The 22,577-nt window shown below is 70.1% G+C and carries 23 protein-coding genes; 16 read left to right on the forward strand and 7 right to left on the reverse strand.

Features of this window, described 5'->3' with window-relative positions; translation table 11 throughout:
* Positions 1-380 precede the first annotated feature (380 nt).
* On the reverse strand, positions 381-1,343 hold the full coding sequence (locus EPA64_RS12900) for an alpha/beta fold hydrolase (protein ID WP_134726766.1): 963 nt from the start codon (positions 1,341-1,343) through the stop codon (positions 381-383).
* Positions 1,344-1,628 (reverse strand): SCP2 sterol-binding domain-containing protein, encoded by a 285-nt coding sequence (locus tag EPA64_RS12905; RefSeq protein WP_134726767.1) that lies wholly within the window; start codon positions 1,626-1,628, stop codon positions 1,344-1,346.
* A gap of 136 nt (positions 1,629-1,764) precedes the next feature.
* On the opposite strand from EPA64_RS12905, the gene EPA64_RS12910 reads away from it, so the two are divergent.
* From EPA64_RS12910 to fdxA, 4 genes are all read left to right on the forward strand, one after another.
* Entirely contained in the window at positions 1,765-2,256 is a 492-nt protein-coding gene (locus EPA64_RS12910) for a tetratricopeptide repeat protein (RefSeq protein WP_246026755.1), read from the forward strand.
* Between the two features lie 70 nt (positions 2,257-2,326).
* Positions 2,327-5,545: a helicase-related protein gene (locus EPA64_RS12915; RefSeq protein WP_246026758.1), complete on the forward strand. Its 3,219-nt coding sequence runs from the start codon at positions 2,327-2,329 to the stop codon at positions 5,543-5,545.
* Positions 5,546-5,570: 25 nt separating this feature from the next.
* The gene (locus EPA64_RS12920) at positions 5,571-5,918 is read left to right on the forward strand and encodes an RNA-binding S4 domain-containing protein (protein WP_134726769.1); all 348 of its coding nucleotides are present in this window, start codon (positions 5,571-5,573) and stop codon (positions 5,916-5,918) included.
* 56 nt (positions 5,919-5,974) lie between these two features.
* Complete coding sequence (gene fdxA, locus EPA64_RS12925) at positions 5,975-6,313, forward strand: ferredoxin FdxA (RefSeq protein ID WP_134726770.1); 339 nt, start codon at positions 5,975-5,977, stop codon at positions 6,311-6,313.
* Positions 6,314-6,470: 157 nt separating this feature from the next.
* Here the strand turns inward: fdxA and EPA64_RS12930 are convergent, their stop codons facing one another.
* Together EPA64_RS12930 and EPA64_RS12935 are read right to left on the reverse strand one after the other, a co-directional pair.
* Positions 6,471-6,941 carry a DUF302 domain-containing protein gene (locus EPA64_RS12930; RefSeq protein WP_134726771.1) on the reverse strand — a complete coding sequence of 157 codons (471 nt, stop codon included), beginning with the start codon at positions 6,939-6,941 and terminating at the stop codon, positions 6,471-6,473.
* A gap of 25 nt (positions 6,942-6,966) precedes the next feature.
* The gene (locus tag EPA64_RS12935; RefSeq protein WP_181953517.1) at positions 6,967-7,365 is read right to left on the reverse strand and encodes a thioredoxin domain-containing protein; all 399 of its coding nucleotides are present in this window, start codon (positions 7,363-7,365) and stop codon (positions 6,967-6,969) included.
* A gap of 219 nt (positions 7,366-7,584) precedes the next feature.
* Between EPA64_RS12935 and EPA64_RS12940 the strand changes: the two genes are divergently transcribed.
* The 8 genes from EPA64_RS12940 to EPA64_RS12975 all read left to right on the forward strand — a co-directional run bounded on the left by EPA64_RS12940 (position 7,585) and on the right by EPA64_RS12975 (position 14,184).
* Entirely contained in the window at positions 7,585-8,319 is a 735-nt protein-coding gene (locus tag EPA64_RS12940; RefSeq protein WP_134726772.1) for a cytochrome c biogenesis CcdA family protein, read from the forward strand.
* A complete protein-coding gene (locus EPA64_RS12945; protein ID WP_246026756.1) occupies positions 8,316-8,879 on the forward strand; it encodes a thioredoxin family protein in 564 nt (187 codons plus the stop codon). Before EPA64_RS12940 ends, EPA64_RS12945 begins: the two co-directional genes overlap by 4 nt.
* A gap of 158 nt (positions 8,880-9,037) precedes the next feature.
* A complete protein-coding gene (gene soxX / locus EPA64_RS12950; RefSeq protein ID WP_134726773.1) occupies positions 9,038-9,535 on the forward strand; it encodes a sulfur oxidation c-type cytochrome SoxX in 498 nt (165 codons plus the stop codon).
* A 41-nt stretch (positions 9,536-9,576) separates the two neighbouring features.
* Entirely contained in the window at positions 9,577-10,056 is a 480-nt protein-coding gene (locus EPA64_RS12955; protein ID WP_134726774.1) for a thiosulfate oxidation carrier protein SoxY, read from the forward strand.
* A 32-nt stretch (positions 10,057-10,088) separates the two neighbouring features.
* Positions 10,089-10,418, forward strand: coding sequence for a thiosulfate oxidation carrier complex protein SoxZ (soxZ, locus tag EPA64_RS12960; protein WP_134726775.1), 330 nt, complete (start codon positions 10,089-10,091; stop codon positions 10,416-10,418).
* An 81-nt stretch (positions 10,419-10,499) separates the two neighbouring features.
* Positions 10,500-11,360: a sulfur oxidation c-type cytochrome SoxA gene (soxA, locus tag EPA64_RS12965; RefSeq protein WP_134726776.1), complete on the forward strand. Its 861-nt coding sequence runs from the start codon at positions 10,500-10,502 to the stop codon at positions 11,358-11,360.
* Positions 11,361-11,435: 75 nt separating this feature from the next.
* Positions 11,436-13,127 carry a thiosulfohydrolase SoxB gene (gene soxB, locus EPA64_RS12970; RefSeq protein WP_134726777.1) on the forward strand — a complete coding sequence of 564 codons (1,692 nt, stop codon included), beginning with the start codon at positions 11,436-11,438 and terminating at the stop codon, positions 13,125-13,127.
* A gap of 136 nt (positions 13,128-13,263) precedes the next feature.
* Positions 13,264-14,184: an MBL fold metallo-hydrolase gene (locus EPA64_RS12975; RefSeq protein ID WP_134726778.1), complete on the forward strand. Its 921-nt coding sequence runs from the start codon at positions 13,264-13,266 to the stop codon at positions 14,182-14,184.
* 12 nt (positions 14,185-14,196) lie between these two features.
* On the opposite strand, the gene EPA64_RS12980 is transcribed toward EPA64_RS12975, so the two are convergent.
* Positions 14,197-15,252, reverse strand: a complete 1,056-nt coding sequence (locus EPA64_RS12980) for a YeeE/YedE family protein (RefSeq protein ID WP_134726779.1) — start codon at positions 15,250-15,252, stop codon at positions 14,197-14,199.
* Positions 15,253-15,569: 317 nt separating this feature from the next.
* On the opposite strand from EPA64_RS12980, the gene EPA64_RS12985 reads away from it, so the two are divergent.
* Positions 15,570-16,082 (forward strand): CarD family transcriptional regulator, encoded by a 513-nt coding sequence (locus EPA64_RS12985; RefSeq protein ID WP_134726780.1) that lies wholly within the window; start codon positions 15,570-15,572, stop codon positions 16,080-16,082.
* A 131-nt stretch (positions 16,083-16,213) separates the two neighbouring features.
* Here EPA64_RS12985 and EPA64_RS12990 read toward each other — a convergent pair whose 3' ends face one another.
* Positions 16,214-17,605, reverse strand: a complete 1,392-nt coding sequence (locus EPA64_RS12990; RefSeq protein WP_134726781.1) for a M20/M25/M40 family metallo-hydrolase — start codon at positions 17,603-17,605, stop codon at positions 16,214-16,216.
* Positions 17,606-17,767: 162 nt separating this feature from the next.
* Between EPA64_RS12990 and hemA the strand changes: the two genes are divergently transcribed.
* The 3 genes from hemA (at position 17,768) to ispG (ending at position 21,618) form a co-directional block, all read left to right on the forward strand.
* On the forward strand, positions 17,768-18,997 hold the full coding sequence (gene hemA, locus EPA64_RS12995; RefSeq protein ID WP_134726782.1) for a 5-aminolevulinate synthase: 1,230 nt from the start codon (positions 17,768-17,770) through the stop codon (positions 18,995-18,997).
* Positions 18,998-19,110: 113 nt separating this feature from the next.
* Positions 19,111-20,364, forward strand: a complete 1,254-nt coding sequence (locus EPA64_RS13000; RefSeq protein ID WP_134726783.1) for a helix-turn-helix domain-containing protein — start codon at positions 19,111-19,113, stop codon at positions 20,362-20,364.
* Between the two features lie 132 nt (positions 20,365-20,496).
* Positions 20,497-21,618, forward strand: coding sequence for a flavodoxin-dependent (E)-4-hydroxy-3-methylbut-2-enyl-diphosphate synthase (gene ispG, locus EPA64_RS13005; protein WP_134726784.1), 1,122 nt, complete (start codon positions 20,497-20,499; stop codon positions 21,616-21,618).
* A gap of 73 nt (positions 21,619-21,691) precedes the next feature.
* On the opposite strand, the gene EPA64_RS13010 is transcribed toward ispG, so the two are convergent.
* The gene (locus EPA64_RS13010; protein WP_134726785.1) at positions 21,692-22,474 is read right to left on the reverse strand and encodes a DsbA family protein; all 783 of its coding nucleotides are present in this window, start codon (positions 22,472-22,474) and stop codon (positions 21,692-21,694) included.
* Positions 22,475-22,577 lie beyond the last annotated feature (103 nt).

The raw sequence follows: 22,577 nt of genomic DNA on the forward strand, positions 1-22,577 counted from the left end.
GCAATGCGCCTGAGACGGCCGGCTGCGACGGTCGGTCGGACGCGCGGGGATGGTGTGACCGCTGCGGCGCGATGGGTTCTGTGACCGAAGGGCGCGGCGGCCGCGCACCATCGCCGCCGGGCGCGAGGATGGCGGCATCGGGCAAGCAGCGGCTGTCGTCGCACGGTCATCGCCCCGCTGTCATCGCCGCGCGGTTGTCGTCGCCTGGCATCATCGCTGCGTCGCGCAGCGGAACGGTCGGGAGGTTATCGCGCTGGCCGCACGACCTGCGCGTGCGCGACCACCTCAGCCCACGAGAATGCCGCATCGCCGCCAGCGCGGCCGAACGGCCGGTCGGTCAGCGCGCAGGCGGCACGGGCCGCGCGCCTCTCGCGACCGACTCATCCCACGAAAAGCCGCATTGCTGCCGCCATGAATGCGTCGGCCACGTCTGCCGTCTCGAACATCAGCTCGTGCCGGGCACCCGGAAACTCCAGCAGCCGCGCGCCCGGCCAGTCGCCGGCGCGGTGGCGGATCGCGGCTGGCGAGACGACCCGCTCGGCCCCGCCGACCCCGATCAGCGCCGGCAGATCGGGCGAGGGCAGGGCGGCCAGCCGCTGCATCTCGGCCCGTGCGGCGGCGACCCAGGCATAGGTCGCGCCCCCCAGCGTCAGTTCCGGCCAGCTGCCCGCCTGCGCCACCAGCCGCGCCCATTGCCGCGCGTCGCCGGTCAGCGCGTTGCACCGGAAGGGCGCGTCCAGCAGATAGGCGCCGCCGCCGCCGGTGCCCACAGCGCAGCGATCGGCGCGGCCCAGCCGGTCGGCGGCGCGGGTGATCCCCGCCAGCACCGCCCCCGGCACACGCGGATGGTGCAGCCCCCACATCGGCGCCGAAAACGCCGCCCTCTCCACCGGCAGCGCGTTCATCAGCGCGGCCAGCCCGATGCAGCCGCCCATCGAATGGGCCAGCAGATGCCACGGCCGGGGCAGGTCCAGCGCCTGCGCCGCGACCACCAGTTCCACCACGTCGCGCTGGTAATCGGCGAAGTCGGCGACATGGCCGCGCCGGGTGTCGGGCAGCAGCCGGTCGGACAGGCCCTGCCCGCGCCAGTCGACGGCGATCACCGCCAGCCCCTCGCCGGTCAGGCGGCGGGCGACGGTGCCGTATTTCTCAAGATACTCGGTGCGGCCCTGGAACAGCAGCACCGTCCCGCGCGCGGCGCCCTCGGGCAGCCACAGCGCGGCGCGCAGCCGCACGCCGTCGTCGGCATGCAGCCACCATGCGGCGGGCGGCGCGGGGTCGCCCGGCAGGACGTGGAACGGCGCGGCGTCGTGCGCGCCGTCCCGGGGATCGCACGCGGCCACCTACGACAGCGCGGCGCCCAGCTTCATCGCGTCGGGCAGCGAGCCGTCGATCTTCAGCTTGCCCGACATATAGGCCATCGCCGGGTTCACGTCGCCGTTCAGGATGCCCTCGAACGTGTCGCGGCTGGCGGTCAGCGTCACCTCGGCCGGCTCGTCGCCCGCGCGCACGCCGCCGGCGTCGATCATGATCGCGCCTTCGCCCTCGATCACGAACTTGGCGGTCGAATCGAACGACGAAATCTTGGCGCCCAGCGCCTTCACGGCACCCTCGATCACAGCACTCATCTTTATCCTCCTTTGGGTGGCGTCGCGTCGCGTCAGCCATTACATCGGCACTATGCGTCGCGTCTCCGCCCGTTTCCATCCCGTCGTCGCGGCATTTTGCACCGGAGTGGTTGCGATTTCGTTGACCGCCGCGCCGATGGCCGCCCAGGCCCCGGCCGAGATGGATCGGCTTTTCGCGGAACTGGCCCAATCCGACGGCGACGGCTGGATGCGCGCCCGGTCCGACATCGAACGGGCGTGGTCGCGTTCCGGGTCGGCCGCGCTGGACCTGCTGCTGCAGCGGGGCGAGGCGGCGCTGGACGCGGGCGACCCCATCGCCGCCATCGGCCACCTGACCGCCCTGATCGACCATGCGCCGGATTTTCCGGCGGGCTTTGCCGCCCGCGCGCAGGCCTATGCGATGGCCGGGCAGTTCGGCCCCGCGACCGCCGACCTGGCGCAGACGCTGGCGCTGGAACCCCGTCACTGGCCGGCGCTGACCCAGCTTGCCGCCATGCTGGAGGAGGCGGGCGACGACGACCGTGCGCTGGCCGCCTGGCGCGCCAGCCTGGACATCAACCCCCACCAGCCCGAGGCGCTGGACGGCGTTGCGCGGCTGACCGCCCGGCACACCGGGCAGGACGTCTGAGGTGGCGGGGCGCGTCACGGCCGTGCTGGGGCCGACCAACACCGGCAAGACTCACTATGCCATCGAGCGGATGCTGGCCCACCGGACCGGCGTCATCGGCCTGCCGCTGCGTCTGCTGGCGCGCGAGGTCTATGACCGCATCGTCAGGGCGCGCGGCCCGTCGGTCGTGGCGCTGATCACCGGCGAAGAACGCATTGTCCCGGAACGCGCCGCTTATTGGGTCGCCACCACCGAGGCCATGCCCGAGGTGCTGGCCGATTTCGTCGCCATCGACGAAATTCAGCTGTGCGCCGACCCTGAACGCGGCCACGTCTTCACCGACCGCCTGCTGCACATGCGCGGCCTGCACGAGACGCTGTTTCTGGGCAGCGCCACAATGCGCCCCGCCATCGCCGCGCTGGTCCCCGAGGCGCAGTTCATGCGGCGCGAACGGTTCTCGACGCTCAGCTGGGCGGGGTCGCGCAAGCTCAGCCGGATGCCGCCGCGATCGGCCATCGTCGGGTTCAGCGTCGATGACGTCTATGCCACCGCCGAACTGCTGCGCCGGCAAAAGGGCGGCTGCGCCGTCGTCATGGGCGCGCTGTCGCCGCGCACGCGCAATGCGCAGGTGGCCATGTATCAGGCCGGAGAGGTCGATTACCTGGTCGCCACCGACGCCATCGGCATGGGGCTGAACCTGGACATCCACCACGTCGCGTTCGAGGCGACGCACAAGTTCGACGGCCGCCGCCTGCGCCCGCTGTTCCCGCACGAACTGGGCCAGATCGCCGGGCGCGCCGGGCGTCACACCGAACCCGGCACCTTCGGCGTCACCGGCGAGGCCGCGCCCTTGGACGAAGGGCTGATCGACGCCATCGAGAACCACCGCTTTGCCCCGATCAGCCGGCTGGTCTGGCGCAATTCCGCGCTGGAGTTCGGGACGCTGGACCGGCTGGCGCAATCGCTGGAACAGCCGTCGGGCGACGAGTGGCTGGGCCGCGGGCGCGAGGCCGACGACCTGTCTGCGCTGAAGGTGCTGCGCGAGATGCCCGAGATCCGCGACCGGGTGACGCACCCGAAAGACGTGCGGCTTTTGTGGGACGTCTGCCGCATCCCCGATTTCCGCGGCATCTCGCCGGCGGAACACACGACGCTGCTGACCCGCATCTTCGGGTTCCTGCAGGACGGCGGCATCCCCGGCGACTGGCTGGCGCGGTCGGTCGCCCGCATCGACAAGCCCGGCGGCGACATCGACGCGATCAGCAAGCGGCTGGCCTATATCCGTACCTGGACCTATGTCGCGCAGCGCAGCGGCTGGGTCAGGGACGAAGCCCATTGGCGGGGCGAGACGCGGGCTGTAGAAGACCGCCTGTCGGACGCCCTGCACGCGGCGCTGACGCAGCGATTCGTGGACCGGCGCACATCCGTGCTGATGCGCCGGCTCAAGCAGAAGGAGAGCCTGGTGGCCGAGGTGAACGACAAGGGCGAAGTGACGGTCGAGGGCGAGTTCGCCGGCCGTCTGGACGGTTTCCGGTTTCGGGCCGACCCCGCCGCCGCGGGGGACGAGGCAAGGATGCTGACCCGCGCCGCCTATGAGGCGCTGCGCCCCGAGTTCCACCTGCGCGCCGACCGCTTTCTGAACGCGCCCGACCCGGAACTGGACTTTACCGTGCAGGGCGGGCTGATGTGGGGGTCGGCCGCCGTCGGCAAGCTGGTCAAGGGCGCCGAGCCGCTGAAGCCCGGCATCGAGGTCTTTGTCGACGAAGAGGCCGGGTCCGAGATCGCCGACAAGGTGCGCCGCCGCCTGCAGCATTTCATCGACCGCAAGATCGCGACCGGGTTCGAGCCGCTGCTGGGCCTGCTGGCCGACGAGGCCGTGACCGGTCTGGCGCGCGGCGTCGCCTTCCGCCTGGGCGAGGCGATGGGCGTGCTGCCGCGCGAAGGCATCGCGTCCGAGATCAAGGAACTGGACCAGGACGCGCGCGGCAGCCTGCGCAAGCACGGCGTCCGGTTCGGGCAATACACCATCTTCCTGCCGGCGGTGCTGAAGCCCGCGCCGACCCGGCTGCGCCTGCTGCTGTCGGCCCTGTGGGACGGCGCGGACGAGTTCCCCGAAAGCCCGCCGCCCGGGCTGGTGACCATCCCGAACCTGCCCGACGTTCCGCGCGGCTATTACACGCTGTCGGGGTATCACCCGGCGGGCGACCGCGCGATCCGCATCGACATGCTGGAACGGCTGGCCGACATGCTGCGCGGCCAGGACAGCCGCGGCGGGTTCGAGGCGACGCCCGAGATGCTGTCGATCACCGGCATGACGCTGGACCAGTTCGCCGACCTGATGGGGGGGCTGGGCTATCGCGCCACCAAGGCCGAGCGGGTCAAGGCCCGCGCGGCGGCAACCTCGGCGGCCGCGCCGGAACCCGCCGCCCTGCCCGAGGGCGAGGCCGCGGCGCCGATGACCGAAGAGGAAAGCGTGCTGGCCGCCGAGACCCGCGCCCGGTGGGAGGCCGAGCAGGCCGAGCGCCGCGCCGCCGACGCGGCCGCCGAGGTCCATCGCCGCGCCGAGGCCGAGGCCGCAGCGGCGGCGGGCGGCGAGGACGGGCCGGTTGCCGTTGGCGCGGATGCGGGTGCCGCTGATGCTGATGCGGGTGCCGTTGACGCGGATGCGGTGGCCGCTGACGCGGATGCGCTCGCCGTCGATACGGGCGCGGCCGCTGCTGACGCAGGCGCTGACGGGGATAAGGCCGCTGTTGGCCCGGCCGCAGGCAATGACGTGCACGCGGCCGACACCGCGCCGGGCGAGGCCGACGCAAGCGCCGCGGCGTCCGAGATGGAGAGCTTCTACACCTTCGTCTGGGCACCGCGTTCGCGCGGGCCGCGCAGGGCGCATGAGGGCGACGGGCGCGGCGACAATCGCGGCGATGGCCGTGGCGACAATCGCGGACACCGCCGCTTTGACGGCAACCGCGGTGGCGAACAGGGTGCGCCGGCCGACGGGCGCGGCGATCGGCCGCGCGGCGAACGCCGCCCGGGGTCCAAGCCCGGCGGCGAGCGTGCGCGCGAGGCCGGGGCCGAGGGTCAGCCCGACCGGACCGCGCGCGAGGGCGGCAAGCCCGCCCGCTTTGGCGGCAAGGGCGGCAAGCCGCAGGGCCACCGCTCCGGCGACAAGCAGGGCGGCAAGCCCGGCGGCCACGGCGGCAAGGGCAAGCCCGAGGGCGCACGGTTCGAGGCGCGGCCCCCCCGCGCCGAAAAGCCGCTGGACCCCGACAGCCCCTTTGCCGTGCTGGCCGCGCTGAAGAACAAGCCTTGATCGCCGCAGCGGCCGGGCGGCCCTGATGGCGCGGCGCGCCGGCCGCGATGACGCGCCCAGGGCCGTGCCCGAGGCGATCCGGCTGGACCGCTGGCTGTGCCACGCGCGCGTCTTCAAGACCCGCAGCCTGGCCGCCGACCGCATCGCCGCGGGCGGCGTCAGGATCAACGGCACCCCCTGCCGCAAGCCCGCGCACGAGGTCCGCCCAGGCGATGTCGTGACCGCCGCCGTGCCCGGCGGCGTGCGCAGCCTGCGCGTTCTGGCGCCGGGCGAACGCCGCGGCCCCGCGGCCGAGGCGCAGGGTCTGTATGAGGATCTGGACCGCCCCGCCGCCGACGATGGCCCGGCCGGGGGGATCGGCGGCGCCGCTTGAACCGGGGCGGGCAAAGGTCTAGGTGAAAGCCCGACCGCCCGCGCGAGGATACGCCGATGACCTATGTCGTGACCGAAAACTGCATCATGTGCAAATACACGGACTGCGTCGAGGTCTGCCCGGTGGACTGTTTCTATGAGGGCGAGAACACGCTGGTCATCCACCCCGACGAATGCATCGACTGCGGCGTCTGCGAACCCGAATGCCCGGCCGACGCGATCCGCCCCGACACCGAGCCGGACATGGACAAATGGGTCGAGTTCAACCGGACCTATGCCGATCAGTGGCCGGTCATCACCCGCAAGAAAGACCCGCTGCCCGGCTATCAGGAGATGGACGGCCAGCCCGGCAAGCTTGAGAAATACTTCTCGCCCGCGCCGGGCGAGGGCGACTGATCGCCGCACCGACGGCAGTTTCAGGCAAGGCCCGGCCCCGCGCCGGGCCTTGCCGTTGCCCTGGTTCGCGGTGGCGCCGTCCACGATGCGCGTGATCCCCGCACCGCTGCGCTTTCAGGCAAGGCCCGGCCACGCGCCGGGCCTTTGCCGTTGCCGCCTAGTTCGCCGTGGCGTCGTCCACGATGCGCGACAGCATGTCGTTGACCGGCTGCATCGTCTCGCCCGGATAGATGCGGTGGCCGACGGTCACCTGGCCCGGCTGGTCCACGGTCTCATAGACGAAGATGGAATAGGGGCAGAACTGGATGTTGGTCACGTCCGCCTCCATCACCTGGCGGGACACGGCGGCCGAACAGAAGGTATAGGCGTCGGCGGCGGCATACAGATCCTTGGTGCCGCCCACGTCGGCCTTGGTCCGGGCCAGCATGTCGCCGACCTGGCTGGTGCTGTCGATCACAAGCCCCGCGTTGGTGATGGCCTGTTCGACGGCGAAGGTCGCATCCTCGAACGGGGCCTCGACCGTCTTGGCATAGGCGGGGACGGAAACGGGCGCCTGCGCGGCGGCTGCGGCGGGCAGCGCCAGCGCCGCGGCCAGTGCAAGCCGGGCAAGGGTCGGGATCGGGGTCATCGGCGTCTCCACTGCGGGGGAAAGGTCAGTTCGCGGGGGGCGGGGCAGGGGCCGGCAGGGTGCCGCCTTGCTGCGGCGGTGCCGCAGGGTCGGTCCACCCGGCCTGTTCCAGCATGTCGTCCAGCAGCACCCAGAAGAACTCGTCGCCCGGATAGCCGGCCATCCGCGCCACCTCGGCCCCGTCGTCGGTCAGCACGAAGGTCGGCGTGATGGCGGGCGGGCCGCCGATCAGGGTCATGCCGTCGGGCAGCGGGGCCTTGATGTCGAGTTGCAACAGCGGCGCGGCCGCGCCCTCGGCCGTGTCGGGATAGGCGGGGCCGATCTGTTCGTGCCAGCGCGCGCAATAGATGCAGCCGTCGCGTTCGAACATCACCAGCCGCAGTTCGCCCGCCCCGGCGCCGGTCATGGCGATCCCTGCCGCCATCGCGGCCGTCAGCAGCAGGCGGACAGGTCTGGAAAGGCGGCGCAACGATCTTACCTCATCTGGGCGGCGCGGTGGCGGACCGCATCCCGGCCGGGTCGGTTGACGGGCGCGGCTGACTGGCGCAGCCTGTCACGCTTGTGGTCAGGACCGCAACGCCGACGTGCCGCGGCAGGTTTCACACGGCCCGACAAGTCACGGCCCGGCAAGGCAAGGACGAAGATGCCCGAGATTTCCTATGGCGGGGCCATGCTGGCCGGGCTCCTGTCGTTCCTGTCGCCCTGCATCCTGCCGATGGTGCCGTTCTATCTGGCCTATCTGGCCGGCATCTCGATGGGCGAACTGCGCGGCGACGGGCTGGCGCCGGGCGCGCGGCGGCGGTTGGTGGCCGGGTCCATCGCCTTTGCGCTGGGGGTCACGACGATCTTCGTGCTGCTGGGCCTGGGCGCGACGGCGCTGGGATCGGCCTTCGCCCAGTGGCGGACCGAGCTTTCGTGGGCCGCAGCGGCGATCCTGCTGGTGTTCGGGCTGCATTTCCTGGGCGTGATCCGGGTGCCATTCCTGTACCGGCAGGCGCGGCTGGACAGCACGGCCAGCGCGGCCACGCTGCCCGGCGCCTATCTCATGGGGCTGGCGTTCGGGTTCGGCTGGACGCCTTGCGCCGGCCCCGCGCTGGCCGCGATCCTGTTCGTGGCGGGCGGGCAGGGCGATCTGTGGCGGGGCGGCGCGCTGCTGCTGGTCTATGGGCTGGCGATGACGCTGCCGTTTGTGCTGGCGGCGTTCTTTGCCCGGCCGTTCCTGTCCTGGATCGCACGGCACCGGGCGCTGCTGGGGCGCGTTGAAAAGGCGATGGGCGTGATGCTGATCCTGTTTGCGGTGCTGATCGCGACCGACAGCGTCAACCGCATCGCGGCGATCATGGTGAACAACATGGACTGGAGCGTGACGATCCGATGACGATGACCCGCATCCTTGGCGCCGCGCTGGCGGCCGTCCTGACCCTGATCCCGCTGGCGCCGCGGGCGGACGTGCCGCTGGGCGACGACGGGCTGCACAAGCCCGCCTGGCTGAAGACCAGCTTCAAGGATCTGCCCGAAGATCTGGCCGAGGCGACGGCGGCGCGGCGCACCCTGCTGGTGATCGTCGAACAGCGCGGCTGCATCTATTGCGCGCAGATGCACGAGCAGGTGTTCACCGACCCGCGCGTCGAGGCCCTGATCCGCGACCATTTCGACGTGGTGCAGGTCGACCTGTTCGGCGCGACCGACGTCACCGACCTGGACGGCGAGGTGCTGAGCGAAAAGCGCATGGCCGGCCGGTGGGGGGTGACGGTGACGCCCACGATGCTGCTGCTGCCCGCGGACCCGGAACCCGGCGTCGGCGCGGCCCGTGCGGCGATGGCGGTGATCCCCGGACCGTTGGTGGCGGACCAGACGGCGGCGCTGTTCGACTGGGCGCGGCAGGGCGGGCCGGCGACCGGGCGGACGCTGGCGCAGGTGCTGAAGCCGCCGGGCTGAGTTGCGGACGGCCGCGGCCGAGGAAAGATTTCCGTCTTTCTGCGATGCGCCAGAAAGTTTGTGGCGGATTTGATGAAAATCATTGACAACGCGAAACAACCGTTTGCGGCCGGCAGCATGCTGCCTATGTTCCAGCCATGACCCCTGGGGGAAGACGGATGAACTGGCCGACCGACCTGCGCGAAAGCGCGCTTGCCGCGACCGCCGCGGCGCTGACGCTTGCCGCCCCGCAGGCGCAGGCCGCCGATGCCGTCGCGCCCGGCGGCGTCGTCTATGTCGATGGCGGCGTCGCGCAGTCGCTGACCGGCGCGCCCGGCAACCCCGAGGCGGGCAAGGCGATCATCTCGACCGCCGCGCTTGGCAACTGCGTGGCCTGCCACCAGATCAGCGCCCTGCCAGAGGTGGATTTCCAGGGCAATGTCGGCCCCTCGCTGGACGGGGTGGCCGACCGCTATGACGAGGCGCATCTGCGCGGGCTGGTCGCCAACGCCAAGCAGACGTTCCCCGACACGGTCATGCCGGCCTTTTACAAGACCGAAGGCTTCATCCGGCCGGGCGAGGGCTATACCGGCAAGGCGCCCACCGGCGAGTTGTCCCCCGTCCTTGACGCCGAACAGATCGAGAATGTCGTCGCCTATCTTCTGACGCTCAGGTGACGCGCGGGCCGGACCCGCAGACGACACGAAGGAGAATTCGCATGGAAATGAACCGACGCAAGACGATCGCCCTGGGCGCGGGCGGCGTCGCGGCCCTGATCGGCACCGCGGCGCTGGCCCAGACGGCCCCGGCAACGACCACGGCACCGGCGGCCGCGCCTGCGGCCCCCGTTACCCCCGGCAAGACCGCCGAACAATGGATCGCCGAGTTCACCGGCGGCGCCGGGGTGACCGAGGGCGGGGTGGAACTGACCGCGCCCGAGATCGCCGAGAACGGCAACACCGTGCCCGTGTCCGTTGCCGCCGACGGCGCGTCCGAGGTGTTGCTGGTCGCCACTGGCAATCCGGTCGGCGGCGTGATGATCGCCCGCTTCGGCCCCGCCGCCGGCCGGCGCGAGATCGCCACCCGCATCCGCCTGGCCCGGACCCAGGACATCATCGGCGTGGCCAAGATGGAGGACGGAACCTTCCGCCAGGCCACCGCCAACGTGAAGGTCACCATCGGCGGCTGCGGCGGCTGACCCGCCCGCCACCGCAGTTTCAGGAGAAGAGCATGGCCGAGAATGTCAAACCCCGCGTCAGGGTGCCCGATACCGCCAGCGCGGGCGACATCATCACACTCAAGACGCTGATCAGCCACCAGATGGAGTCCGGGCAGCGCAAGGACGCGGATGGCCAGACGATCCCGCGTTCGATCATCAACCGCTTCGTCGTCGATTTCGCCGGCGCCAACGTGCTGGACGTGCAGATGGAACCGGCGATCTCGACCAACCCTTACTTCGAGTTCGGCGTGCTGATCGACAAGGCGGGCGAGTTCACCTTTACCTGGTACGACGACGACGGCTCCGTCTACGAGGAAAAGCAGTCGATCGCGATCGCCTGACAGCCCGCAGGGGCGCGGCGCGCGCCGTGCCCCGACCAGCCTGAACGCCGGCGCGCCGGACCGACCAACGGGGGAACCAAGATGACCAGCACACACCTTGCGGCCGCGATGCTGGCGCTGACGCTGGCGGGCACGGCCCCGGCGCAGGCCGACCCCATCGACGCGACCGAGATCGTCATCAACGATGGCGAGATCGCCTTGCCGACCCGCGCCCCCGCGCCCGCGTATCTTGAAGGCGTGCTGCCCGAGGTGCGCTCGGGCTGGCTTTACCGCGACGAGGCGACGCGCGCCATGCAGATGGACGATTTCGAGAACCCCGGCATGGTGTTCGCGGACCTGGGCCTGGACAGCTGGGAAACGCCCGACGGCACCCAAGGCAAGTCCTGCGCGGACTGCCACAACGGCATCGACAGCATGAAGGGCCTGCGTGCCGCCATGCCCAGGATGAACGCCGCCGGCGACAATCTGTGGTCGATGGAAAACTTCATCAACGACTGCCGCGTCAACCGCATGGGCGCCGAGGAATGGGGCTGGAACAGCGCGCCCATGAAGAACATGACCGCCGCCATCTCGCTGCAATCGCGCGGGATGCCGGTCGATGTCGCCATCGACGGCCCCGCCGCCGCGTGGTGGGAACGCGGGCGCGAGATGTATTACACCCGCTTCGGCCAGCTGGAGCTGGCCTGCGCGAATTGCCACGAGGAGAACTCGGGCAAGAACATCCGCGCGGACCATCTGTCGCAGGGCCAGATCAACGGCTTTCCCACCTATCGGCTGAAGGACGCGGGCATGGTGTCCAGCCACCAGCGTTTCGTCGGCTGCGTGCGCGACACCCGCGGTGAGACGTTCAAGGCCGGGTCGGACGAGTTCCGCGCGCTGGAACTGTATGTCGCCTCGCGCGGCATGGGCCTGCCGGTCGAGGGCGTGGCGGTCCGTCACTGACGGCCCGGCCCGACGTTCCGCCCGATGCACCGACGACGACCGGCGGCCCGGCGGCCGCTGACCGGAAGGATTGCCATGATCAACAAACGCGAATTCCTGCAGGCCGCGCTGGCGACCACCGCGCTGTGGGGCCTGTCGGGGCACGGCAACTGGGGCCGGCTGGCCGCGCAACAGGCGCTGTCGCAGGACAGGCTGCTGCAGTTCGACGATTTCGGCAACGTCACGCTGATCCACGTCACCGACATCCACGCGCAGCTGAAACCGCTGTGGTTCCGCGAGCCTGCGGTCAACATCGGCGTGGGCGAGGCGCGCGGCCGCCCGCCGCATGTCACCGGCAAGGATTTCCTGTCGATGTTCGGCATCGCGCCCGGCTCACCCGACGCCTATGCGCTGACCCACGAGGATTTCACCGCGCTGGCCCGGACCTATGGCCGGATGGGCGGCATGGACAGGGTGGCCACCGTCGTCAAGGCGATCCGCGCCGCCCGGCCCGACGCGATCCTGCTGGACGGCGGGGACACGTGGCACGGGTCCATGACGGCGCTGCGGACGCAGGGGCAGGACATGGTCAACGTCATGTCGGCGCTTGGCGTCGATGCCATGACCAGCCACTGGGAATGGACGCTGGGGCAGGACCGTGTGCGCGAGATCGTGGACGGCCTGCCGTTCGCGTTCCTTGGCGCCAACATCTTCGACGCCGAATGGGACGAGCCTGCGTTCGAGCCCTACAAGATCTTTGACAAGGGCGGGGCGCGCATCGGGGTCATCGGGCAGGCGTTCCCCTATCTGCCGATCGCCAACCCGCGCTGGCTGTTCCCCGATTACAGCTTCGGCATCCAAGAGGCGCGCATGCAGGAGGTCGTGGACCATCTGCGCGGCACCGAAAAGGTCGATCTGGTCGTCTGCCTGTCGCACAACGGCTTTGACGTGGACCACAAGATGGCTGGCCAGGTCCAGGGCATCGACGTGATCCTGACCGGCCACACCCACGATGCCATCCCCGAACCCGTGCTGGTCGGCCAGACGATCCTGATCGCGTCGGGGTCGAACGGCAAGTTCGTCAGCCGCGTCGATCTGGACGTGCGCGACGGCCGCATGATGGGGTTCCGCCACAAGCTGATCCCGGTCTTTTCGGACGTGATCGCCCCCGATCCCGACATGGCCGCGCTGATCGACGCCGAACGCGCACCCTTTGCGGCGGATCTGGACGAGGTCGTCGGCACCACCGAAAGCCTGCTTTACCGGCGCGGCAACTTCAACGGGACGTGGGATGATCTGATCTGCGACGCGATCCGGTCCGAACGCGACGTCCAGATCGCGCTGTCGCCCGGCGTCCGCTGGGGGCCGTCGCTGCTGCCCGGCGATCCGATCCGGCGCGAGGATATCCACAACGCCTGCTCGATGAGTTATGGCCAGGTCTACCGCACCGAAATGACCGGCGAGACGATCAAGGCGGTGATGGAGGATGTGGCCGACAACCTGTTCAACCCCGACCCCTATTATCAGCAGGGGGGCGACATGGTCCGCGTGGGCGGGCTGTCCTATGCCATCGACGTGGCCAAGCCGATGGGGCAGCGCATCTCGGCCCTGACGCTGGACGGGGGCGAGGCGGTGGACCCGGCCAAATCCTATTCGGTCGCCGGCTGGGCCAGCGTGAACGAGGGGACCGACGGCCCGCAGATCTGGGACGTGATCGAGGCGCATGTCCGCAAGCTGGGCAGCGTCCGGGCCGAACCGCGCGAGACCGTCACCGTCAGCGGGGCATGATCGTCCGGTCCCGTCCGCTTGAGGAGCTGTCCCCGTGGCCGCCTGCAACGGCACCGGAAATCATGGGCTGAACAATCCCCCCGCGCAGGGTTTATCCTTGCGTTTCCCCTTTCTTTCCTCCGCCGGAGCCTGTCCCATGCCGATCACCCGCCGCCTTGCCCTGTCAGCCTCGGCCGTTCTGGCCGCGGGCGCGATGATCCCGCGCCGCCTGTGGGCGGTGACCACCCTGACCGCCGGCGACCTGCGGATCGACAGCGTCTCGGATGGCACGCTGGAATTGCCCGCGGCCTTTGTCACCGATGCGCTGCCCGACGCTGAACGTGCCGACATCATCGCCCGCTTTGCCATTCCCGCGGACCGTATCGTCACCCCGATGAACATCACGCTGCTGCGCCGGGGCGATCGCGTGGCGCTGTTCGACGTGGGGTCCGGCCCCGGCTTCATGCCCACGGCGGGCAAGCTGGCCGGGGCGCTGGCGGCGGTCGGGATCACGCCTGCGGACGTGACCGACGTCATCTTTACCCATGCGCACCCCGATCATTTGTGGGGCCTGCTGGACGAGTTCGACGAGCCGGTGTTTGCCAGGGCGCGCCTGCAGATGGGGGCGGCCGAGCATGAATATTGGACCGATCCGCAGACCCCCGCGACCATCGGCGAGGCGCGGCAGGCGTTTGCCGTCGGCGCCGCGCGCCGGTTGGCGGCCGTCGGCGACCGCATGGCGCTGTTCGAACCGGACGCCGAGGTGCTGCCGGGCGTCACGGCAGTGGCGACGCCGGGCCACACGCCGGGTCACACCTCGTTCGCCATCGGCACGCCCGACACCGGGATCATGGTGACCGGCGACGCCATCGGCAACGCGACGTTCGCCTTCGCCCGCCCCGACCTGCCCGGCGGCGGCGATCAGGATCAGCCGAGGGCGGCGGAAAGCCGCAAGGCGCTGCTGGCGCGGCTGGCGGACGAGAACTGGCGCATGATCGGCTATCACCTGCCGGGCGGGGGGATCGGCCGCTGCGTGCGGCAGGGCGACGCCTTTGCCTTTGTCCCCGAGGCGGGCTGAGGGCCACCTGCCTTAGGACGCACCGCCTGCGCGGCGATCGACCAGCCAGTCGGTCGCGATGCCGCCCGCCCACATGGACAGCAGCGCCGCCCAGGCCGTCGCGGCAAAGATCGCCGTCCCGCTGACGCCGTTGCCGACCGAACAGCCGCCGGCCAGCACCCCGCCAAAGCCCATCATCACCGCGCCGATCATGGCGCGGCGGGTCTGGCTGATGCTCTCGAACGTCTGGAACCGCAGCTCGCCCCCGACCAGCGCGGCCAGGAACGACCCCAACAGGACGCCGGGGATCAGGCCCACGTCAAAGCCCAGGCTGGGAAACGGCGCCAGCAGCGCCATCAGCCCGCTGGCCGACGGCGAGGTGAAGGTGATCGAGGTCACGGGCACCGGCTCGAACGCGACCTGCGCATGCTGGAACGTCAGATAGAACCCCGCCGCGACCGACAGCCCGACGCCTGCGCCGAACATGAGGATGCGGTTCGGCACGCTGCTGCGCTGCGCCAGCCACAACGCGAACGCCATCGCCGCCAGACCCAGCGCCAGCCCCGACCACAAGGGCAGGGCGCCCGCGGTCGTCAGGTCGATGTTCGCCCCGTCAGGCGTGGTCCACAGGCCCGCGATCCGCACGTTCGGCTGCACCAGCACGCCGCGCAGCGTCATCTGCGCGGTCACCGCGAAGATCAGCCCCGACACGATCGACCGCAGGTTGCCGGTCGCGGCCAGCACCGCCAGCCGCCCCGGACAGCCGCGCGTCAGGATCATGCCGGACCCGAAGATCAGCCCGCCCGCCACCGCCCCGCTGAGGCTGCCCATCGCCATCGTCCGCGCCGCGCCGGGGTCCAGCGCGCCCGCCATCCGCGCGCCCTGCACAAGGATCGCGGCCGAGGCAAAGCTGAACAGCCACACCGCAAAGCGCGGCCCCATCCGCCCGCGCGACAGCTCCAGCGTGGCCGCGCGCAGGCAGAACGCCGAACGCTGCGCGGCGACGCCGAAAACGATGCCGACCGCCACGCCGATCACGGCAGAGGCGGCGTTGTCGCCGATGCGGTCGCTCAGGAAGGTCAGGTCCATCGGTCCTCTCTCGCGGCGTTCGGTGCAGGCTAGTTGTTGCGGCGCGGGCTTTCCAGATCGCGCGCGGGACCGGCCGCGGGTGACGGGACGGACCGGGGACGTCATCGGCCTTTATTTTGGGGGTGATTCGTGATACAAGATCGTCACACGCCCCGCAACACGCAGGCTATGCCAGCCTGCGCGCCGCGGGGATTTCGCCTGCCTGTCCGGCCGCTGCCCGCCCGGACCTTGTCGAATATCACATCAGGATCCGCGGCGGTGCAACCCGTCCTGGGTTCTTTTTGCGCCGCAAGCCGGCGCCACTGGAAGGAGACCGGATGTCCAAAGGCAAGAAGAACGAGTTCCACCCCGACGATTTCGTGGTTTATCCCGCGCATGGCGTCGGCCGCATCATCTCGATCGAGGAACAGGAGGTCGCGGGCCTGCGGCTGGAAATGTTCGTGATCTCGTTCGAAAAGGACAAGATGACCCTGCGCGTGCCCACCGCCCGCGCCACCGAGATCGGGATGCGCAGCCTGGCCAGCCCGGACATGGTCAACCGCGCGCTGGAAACGCTGAAGGGCAAGGCGCGGGTCAAGCGCGCCATGTGGTCGCGCCGCGCGCAGGAGTATGAGCAGAAGATCAACTCGGGCGACCTGCTGTCCATCGCCGAGGTCGTGCGCGACCTGCACCGCAGAGACGACCAGCGCGAGCAGTCCTATTCCGAACGCCAGCTGTACGAGGCTGCGCTGGACCGGCTGACCCGCGAGGTCGCGGCCGTCAGCGGCATCGACGAGGCCGGCGCGCAACGCCGCGTGGGCGAGGTGCTGACCGCGCGCGTCGCCGCCTGAGGTCTTTCGCGGAAGTCGTTGATCGGGCGGGGCGATGCGCGCCCCGCCCTTTGTCATGCAACGCGCGTCGCCGCCTGAGGTCTTTCGCGCAAGTCATTGATCGGGCGGGGCCATGCGCGCCCCGCCCTTTTTCATGCCGCGCGCAGCGCGGACAGGATGCGCGCCCAGCTGCGCGCGCCCTTGGCAAAGCTTTCGACGTCGTATTTCTCGTTGGGGGAATGGATGCGGTCGTCGTCTCGGCCAAAGCCGATCAGCATCGTGTCCATCCCCAGGATCGTCTTGAAGTCGCCCGCGATCGGGATCGACCCGCCCGAGCCGATGAACGCGGCCTCGCGGCCCCATTCCGTCGTCAGCGCCGTTCGCGCGTCGGCAAACGCCGGATCGCTGGTGTCCATGACGCTGGCGGGGGAACTGCCGTGGGGATGGAACTCGACCGTGCAATCGGGCGGCAGATGCGCGCGGACATGGGCGCGCAGGGCGGCGCGGATCGCCTCGGGATCTTGGGTGCCGACAAGGCGGCAGCTGACCTTGGCGCGGGCCTCGGCGGGCAGGACGGTCTTGAACCCGTCGCCGGTATAGCCGCCGGTGATGCCGTTGATCTCGAACGTGGGGCGGTTCCACGCCATCTCCAGCCCGGTGCGGCCACGTTCGCCGATGGGCTGGCCAAGGCCGACCCGGCCCAGATATTCCGCCGCGTCAAAGCCTAAGCCATCCCAGTCGGCGCGCAGCGCGTCGGTCAGTTCCGGCGCGCCGTCATAGAATCCGGGCAGGGTGACGCGCCCGTCCGCGTCCTTGACCGCGGCCAGCGCATTGACCAGCACCTGGATCGGGTTCGCGGCCAGCCCGCCGAAGCTGCCGGAGTGAAGGTCGCGGTCGGCGGCGCGCACGACGATCTCCTCGCCCATCAGGCCGCGCAGCTGGGTGGTGATCGCGGGCCGGCCGTCGGCGTAAAGGCCGGTGTCGCAGATCAGCGCAAGGCTGGCCCGCAGCGCGTCCGCGTTCTCGCGCAGGAACGGCTGCAGGCTGGGCGAGCCGGATTCCTCCTCGCCCTCGAACAGCAGGGTCAGGCCGTCCGGCAGGGCGCCGCGGACGGATTTCCAGGCGCGGCACGCCTCGACAAAGGTCATCAGCTGGCCCTTGTCGTCGGACGCGCCGCGGCCGCGGATGACGGGGCCGGCGGGCGTGTCCTGGATCGCGGGATCGAACGGATCGCGGTCCCACAGGGCGACCGGATCGACCGGCTGCACGTCATAATGGCCATAGAACAGCAGCGAGCGGCCGGGGCCGGGCGGGGTCCGGGCGACCACCATCGGGTGGCCCGCGGTGTCGTGGATCGCGGCCGCGAAACCCACGCCCGCCAGCTCGTCCCGCAGCCAGCCGGCGGCGCGCCGCACATCCGCCGCAAAGGCCGGATCGGTGGAAATCGACGGTATGCGCAGGAACTGCATCAGCCGGTCCAGCGCCGCCGGCAGGCCATCGTCCAGCGCGGCCAGCACCGCATCGGCATCCGTGTTTTCAGCCATTCCGCATTCCTATTCTGACCGATTACGTCAAGTTCATTGGACGTCTTTTCGTCGCACCCGGGATATTTTGGGGTGTAATCCCCGCGGTTTGACCCTTATCAAAGCCGGACCCACACGATCCGACGATGATCGCACCCAGCCCGCGACGCAAGGGAGCCAGCGATGAACTATGACGCCGCACTCGATCAGGCCATCGACCGTCTGCATCAGGAAGGCCGCTATCGGACCTTCATCGACATCGAGCGGCGCAAGGGCGCCTTTCCGCAAGCCGTCTGGACCCGCCCGGACGGGTCCGAGACCGAGATCACCGTCTGGTGCGGCAACGATTACCTGGGCATGGGCCAGCATCCCGTCGTGCTGGCCGCCATGCACGAGGCGCTGGATTCCGCCGGCGCCGGTTCGGGGGGCACGCGCAACATCTCCGGCACGACCGTCTATCACAAGCGGCTGGAGGCCGAGATCGCGGACCTGCACGGCAAGGAAACCGCGCTGGTCTTTTCGTCGGCCTATATCGCCAATGACGCGACGCTTTCGACGCTGCGCAAGCTGTTTCCGGGCCTGATCATCTATTCCGACGAGCTGAACCACGCGTCCATGATCGAGGGGATCAAGCGTTTCGACGGCGCCAAGCGCATCTTCCGCCACAACGACGTGGCGCATCTGCGCGAACTGCTGGCGGCCGACGATCCCGCCCTGCCGAAACTGATCGCGTTCGAGTCCATCTATTCGATGGACGGCGATTTCGGCCCCATCGAGGCGATCTGCGACCTGGCGGACGAGTTCGACGCCCTGACCTATCTGGACGAGGTTCACGCCGTCGGCATGTATGGTCCGCGCGGGGGTGGCGTCGCCGAGCGCGACGGGCTGTCGGGGCGCATCGACATCTTCAACGGGACGTTGGGCAAGGCCTTCGGGGTGTTCGGCGGCTATATCGCGGCGTCCGCGCGCATGTGCGACGCGATCCGGTCCTATGCGCCGGGCTTCATCTTCACGACGTCGATCCCGCCGGCGGTGGCCGCGGGGGCCGCGGCGGCCATCGCGCATCTGAAGACCCCCGAGGGGCAGGCGCTGCGCGACGCCCAGCAACTGCACGCCCGCATCCTCAAGATGCGGCTGCGCGGGCTGGGCCTGCCGATCGACGACCGCGGCAGCCATATCGTGCCGGTCCACGTGGGCAACCCGGTGCATTGCAAGATGCTGTCGGACATGCTGCTGGCCGATTTCGGCATCTATGTGCAGCCGATCAACTTCCCGACCGTGCCGCGCGGGACCGAGCGTCTGCGCTTCACGCCCTCGCCGGTGCATGACCCCAAACAGATCGACCATCTGGTGCGGGCGATGGATGCGCTGTGGTCACGCTGCGCGCTGAATCGTGCGCATGCCGTTGCGTGATCGCGACGAAGCGGGTGTGACGCCTCTCGTGCGCGTGATAAGCTTGTCTTAATGAATGCGTGTCAGATTCGCGTTTGCGGCGGGTCTGGACGACAGAAATGGGGCAGGCGTTGATGATCGGGATGCGGGCACCGTCGGGGACGGATCAACCCAGCACGACTGTGATCGCCGCGCCGGGTTTCGACGATTTCGAAATGCGGCTGGGCGACATGATGCGGGGCGAACGGGCCACGCTGGGCAAGTCGCTGCTGGACGTCCAGCGCGAGCTGCGCATCCGCGCGTCCTATGTCGCCGCGATCGAGAATTGCGACGTCTCGGCCTTTGACGCCCCCAGCTTCATCGCGGGCTACGTGCGGTCCTATGCGCGCTATCTCGGGATGGATTCGGACTGGGTCTTCCGCCGGTTCTGCGAGGAATCGGGGTTCCAGCCGACCCACGGCATGGCGCCCGCCGCCTCCGGGCCCAAGCCGCAGCGCCGCCCGTCCGACCCGGCCGAGGCGCTGGCGAACCCGCGCGCGCTGTTCATCCCGCAGCCCGAAAGCTTCTGGTCGTCGGTGGAACCTCGGGCCATCGGGTCGATCATGGTGATGATGGCGCTTGTGGTGGGGCTGGGATACGGCGGCTGGTCGGTCCTGAAAGAGGTGCAGAAGGTCAACCTGACCCCGTCCGACCAGGCGCCCGCAGTGGTGGCGACGCTTGATCCGGTGCAGGACGCGGGCGCGGCGGGCGACGTCGACATGGCGTCCGCCGACCTGCCCCAGCCCGAGGCGCTGGACCGCGTCTATCGCCCGCAGGCGCTTGAGGTGCCGGTCCTGACCGCCCGCGACGAACCCATCGCCGCAATCGATCCGGGCCTGCCAGAGCCTGCGGCCGCAACCGCCGCCGCGGTCGCCGAGGCGGCGCCGGCCGGGCAGGGCCAGGCGATGCTGACCGGGCCGCAGTTGCCTGCGGGCCAGCTTGCCGTCCGCACCGTCGCCCCCGATGCGCCCGACGTCGAGATACTGGCCGCGCGCGCCGCATGGGTCCGCGTCAGTTCGGCCGACGGCACCGTCATCCTGGAAAAGACGATGGATGCGGGCGAACGGTTCACCCTGCCCAAGACCGAGCAGCCGCCGGTCCTGCGCACGGGCAACTCGGGCGCGGTCTATTTCGCGGTGAACGGGCAGACCTTCGGTCCCGCCGCGCCCGGGGCGCAGGTCGTCAAGAACGTCGAGCTGTCGCCCGGCGCGCTGACCGCGGCATACGCCCAGGCCGATCCCGCGGCCGACCCCGAACTGGCGCAGATGATCGCCGTCGCCTCGGCCGCGCCCTTCGGGGCCACGACCGAGGCGGCCGGAACCGCGTCCGACCGCCCGCCGATCCGCTGAACGCGGGCGGGGGTTTTCGGCAAGGCAGAACCCGCATCTTGCACCGCAGCCGGGCGGATCACGCCCTCGGCAGGGCGGTTGCCCCCGCAGGCCGCGCGTCCTATCTGTGCGCTGTCAGCGAAAGGCCGCGTCATGTCCCATAACCCGATCCGCCCGTGGCGCAACATCGAACGGCGCCGCTCGCGCCGGATCATGGTGGGCAATGTCCCGGTCGGCGGCGACGCCCCGATCAGCGTGCAGACGATGACCAACACCGACAGCGCCGACGTGCGCGCGACGCTGGCGCAGGTGATCGCCGCGGCGGATGCGGGTGCCGACATCGTCCGCATCTCGACCCCCGACGAGGCTGCCACGCGGGCGCTGCGCGAGATCACGCGCGAAAGCCCGGTGCCGATCGTCGCCGACATCCATTTCCACTATCGCCGCGCCATCGAGGCGGCGCAGGCGGGGGCCGCCTGCCTGCGGATCAACCCCGGCAACATCGGCGACGCCGCCCGCGTGCGCGAGGTGGTGCAGGCCGCCAAGGACCACGGCTGTTCCATCCGCATCGGCGTCAACGCCGGCAGCCTGGAACGCCACCTGCTGGAGAAATACGGCGAGCCGTGCCCCGACGCGATGGTCGAAAGCGGCCTCGACCACATCAAGCTGCTGCAGGACAACGACTTTCACGAGTTCAAGATCAGCGTCAAGGCGTCGGACGTGTTCCTGGCGGCCGCCGCCTATCAGGCGCTGGCCGATGCGACCGACGCGCCGATCCATCTTGGCATCACCGAGGCGGGCGGGTTGCGCGGCGGCACGGTGAAATCGGCCGTGGGCATGGGCAACCTGCTGTGGGCGGGGATCGGCGACACGATCCGCGTCAGCCTGTCCGCCGACCCCGTCGAAGAGGTCAAGGTCGGGTATGAGATCCTGAAGTCGCTGGGCCTGCGGACCCGCGGCGTCCAGATCATCAGCTGCCCCAGCTGCGCCCGCCAGGGCTTTGACGTGATCCGCACCGTCGAAGAGCTGGAACGCCGGCTGGAACACATCCGCACCCCGATCAGCCTGTCGATCATCGGCTGCGTCGTGAACGGCCCCGGCGAGGCGCTGATGACCGACCTGGGCTTCACCGGCGGCGGCGCGGGCAGCGGCATGGTCTATATGGCCGGCAAGCAGGCGCACAAGATGTCGAACGCTCAGATGATCGACCATATCGTCCAGCTGGTCGAGGCGCGCGCGGCGTCGCTTGCCGCCGCCGAACAGGCCGCGGAATAGGAAACGGGGCCGCGCGGGCCCCGGTCTTACGCGTTCAGGTCAGCCGGGCGTGACGGACGGCAGCCCCCGGCCGTCAGCCCTTCATCCCGGCCCGCACCTGCGCGACCGCGCCCGCAATCCCGGTCGAAGGCACGCCGCGCAGCATCTCTGGCCCGACGATAAAGGTCGGCGTGCCCATCACGCGCATGCGTTCGGCCAGCTGGTGGTTCTTGCGGATCTCGGCGCTGACATCCTCGGTGTTCATGCGCTGGATCAGCGGGTCGGCGTCCCAGCCCTCGGCCTTGGCGAGTTCCGCGAACGCCTCGAGCGTGGCGGGGCCGCGCAGCGCCATCAGCCGGTCATGCGCGGTCTTGTAGGCGTCGGGACCCAGCAACTGCTTGACCGCCACGGCAAAGCGCGACGACAGGTCGCTTTCCTGCCCGAGGATCGGGAACTCTTTCAGCACCCAGCGGATGTTGCCGTCGGATTTCACCAGCTCCTCGACCTCGGCGTTCACCTTGCGGCAGACGCCGCAGCGATAGTCGATGAACTCGACCATCGTCAGGTCGCCGTCGGGGTTGCCGCCGACCCAGGAATAACCGTCGTCAAAGATCTCGGCCTTGTTCGTCTCGACCATGACGCGGTCGTTCTTGGACTCGTCGGCAAGGCGCTGTTCTTCCAGGCTGTTGACCGCCTCGATCAGCACCTGCGGGTTCGCCATGATGTAATCGCGCACCGCCTCGCCGAAGGCGGCCTTTTCGCTGTCCGACATGGCCGCCGGGTCGAATGCGGCGGCGGGGCCTGTCGTCATGGTCAGCGCGGTCAGCGGCAGCGCGGCGCCCGCCAGCAGTATGACGGCGGTCCTCAGGGCTTTCATCATGCGTCCTTTCGCGTGTCGCGCGACAGATTGGCCGCCCGCCGCGTCCCTGTCCAGCCCCGCCGCCGCCCGGCGCGGCCACGCCTGCGTGAGCGGCTTGACC

The organism is Paracoccus luteus, assembly GCF_004522155.1.
In the GTDB taxonomy this organism is placed as follows: domain Bacteria; phylum Pseudomonadota; class Alphaproteobacteria; order Rhodobacterales; family Rhodobacteraceae; genus Paracoccus; species Paracoccus luteus.

What these genes read in the sequence shown, in the direction of transcription:
- EPA64_RS12905 (WP_134726767.1), bottom strand. Translation starts at nt 1,628, where the DNA reads ATGAGTGCTGTGATCGAGGGTGCCGTGAAGGCGCTGGGCGCCAAGATT.
- EPA64_RS12910 (WP_246026755.1), top strand. Translation starts at nt 1,765, where the DNA reads ATGGCCGCCCAGGCCCCGGCCGAGATGGATCGGCTTTTCGCGGAACTG.
- EPA64_RS12915 (WP_246026758.1), top strand. Translation starts at nt 2,327, where the DNA reads ATGCTGGCCCACCGGACCGGCGTCATCGGCCTGCCGCTGCGTCTGCTG.
- EPA64_RS12920 (WP_134726769.1), top strand. Translation starts at nt 5,571, where the DNA reads ATGGCGCGGCGCGCCGGCCGCGATGACGCGCCCAGGGCCGTGCCCGAG.
- fdxA (WP_134726770.1), top strand. Translation starts at nt 5,975, where the DNA reads ATGACCTATGTCGTGACCGAAAACTGCATCATGTGCAAATACACGGAC.
- EPA64_RS12930 (WP_134726771.1), bottom strand. Translation starts at nt 6,941, where the DNA reads ATGACCCCGATCCCGACCCTTGCCCGGCTTGCACTGGCCGCGGCGCTG.
- EPA64_RS12935 (WP_181953517.1), bottom strand. Translation starts at nt 7,365, where the DNA reads ATGGCGGCAGGGATCGCCATGACCGGCGCCGGGGCGGGCGAACTGCGG.
- EPA64_RS12940 (WP_134726772.1), top strand. Translation starts at nt 7,585, where the DNA reads ATGCCCGAGATTTCCTATGGCGGGGCCATGCTGGCCGGGCTCCTGTCG.
- EPA64_RS12945 (WP_246026756.1), top strand. Translation starts at nt 8,316, where the DNA reads ATGACGATGACCCGCATCCTTGGCGCCGCGCTGGCGGCCGTCCTGACC.
- soxX (WP_134726773.1), top strand. Translation starts at nt 9,038, where the DNA reads ATGAACTGGCCGACCGACCTGCGCGAAAGCGCGCTTGCCGCGACCGCC.
- EPA64_RS12955 (WP_134726774.1), top strand. Translation starts at nt 9,577, where the DNA reads ATGGAAATGAACCGACGCAAGACGATCGCCCTGGGCGCGGGCGGCGTC.
- soxZ (WP_134726775.1), top strand. Translation starts at nt 10,089, where the DNA reads ATGGCCGAGAATGTCAAACCCCGCGTCAGGGTGCCCGATACCGCCAGC.
- soxA (WP_134726776.1), top strand. Translation starts at nt 10,500, where the DNA reads ATGACCAGCACACACCTTGCGGCCGCGATGCTGGCGCTGACGCTGGCG.
- soxB (WP_134726777.1), top strand. Translation starts at nt 11,436, where the DNA reads ATGATCAACAAACGCGAATTCCTGCAGGCCGCGCTGGCGACCACCGCG.
- EPA64_RS12975 (WP_134726778.1), top strand. Translation starts at nt 13,264, where the DNA reads ATGCCGATCACCCGCCGCCTTGCCCTGTCAGCCTCGGCCGTTCTGGCC.
- EPA64_RS12980 (WP_134726779.1), bottom strand. Translation starts at nt 15,252, where the DNA reads ATGGACCTGACCTTCCTGAGCGACCGCATCGGCGACAACGCCGCCTCT.
- EPA64_RS12985 (WP_134726780.1), top strand. Translation starts at nt 15,570, where the DNA reads ATGTCCAAAGGCAAGAAGAACGAGTTCCACCCCGACGATTTCGTGGTT.
- EPA64_RS12990 (WP_134726781.1), bottom strand. Translation starts at nt 17,605, where the DNA reads ATGGCTGAAAACACGGATGCCGATGCGGTGCTGGCCGCGCTGGACGAT.
- hemA (WP_134726782.1), top strand. Translation starts at nt 17,768, where the DNA reads ATGAACTATGACGCCGCACTCGATCAGGCCATCGACCGTCTGCATCAG.
- EPA64_RS13000 (WP_134726783.1), top strand. Translation starts at nt 19,111, where the DNA reads ATGATCGGGATGCGGGCACCGTCGGGGACGGATCAACCCAGCACGACT.
- ispG (WP_134726784.1), top strand. Translation starts at nt 20,497, where the DNA reads ATGTCCCATAACCCGATCCGCCCGTGGCGCAACATCGAACGGCGCCGC.
- EPA64_RS13010 (WP_134726785.1), bottom strand. Translation starts at nt 22,474, where the DNA reads ATGAAAGCCCTGAGGACCGCCGTCATACTGCTGGCGGGCGCCGCGCTG.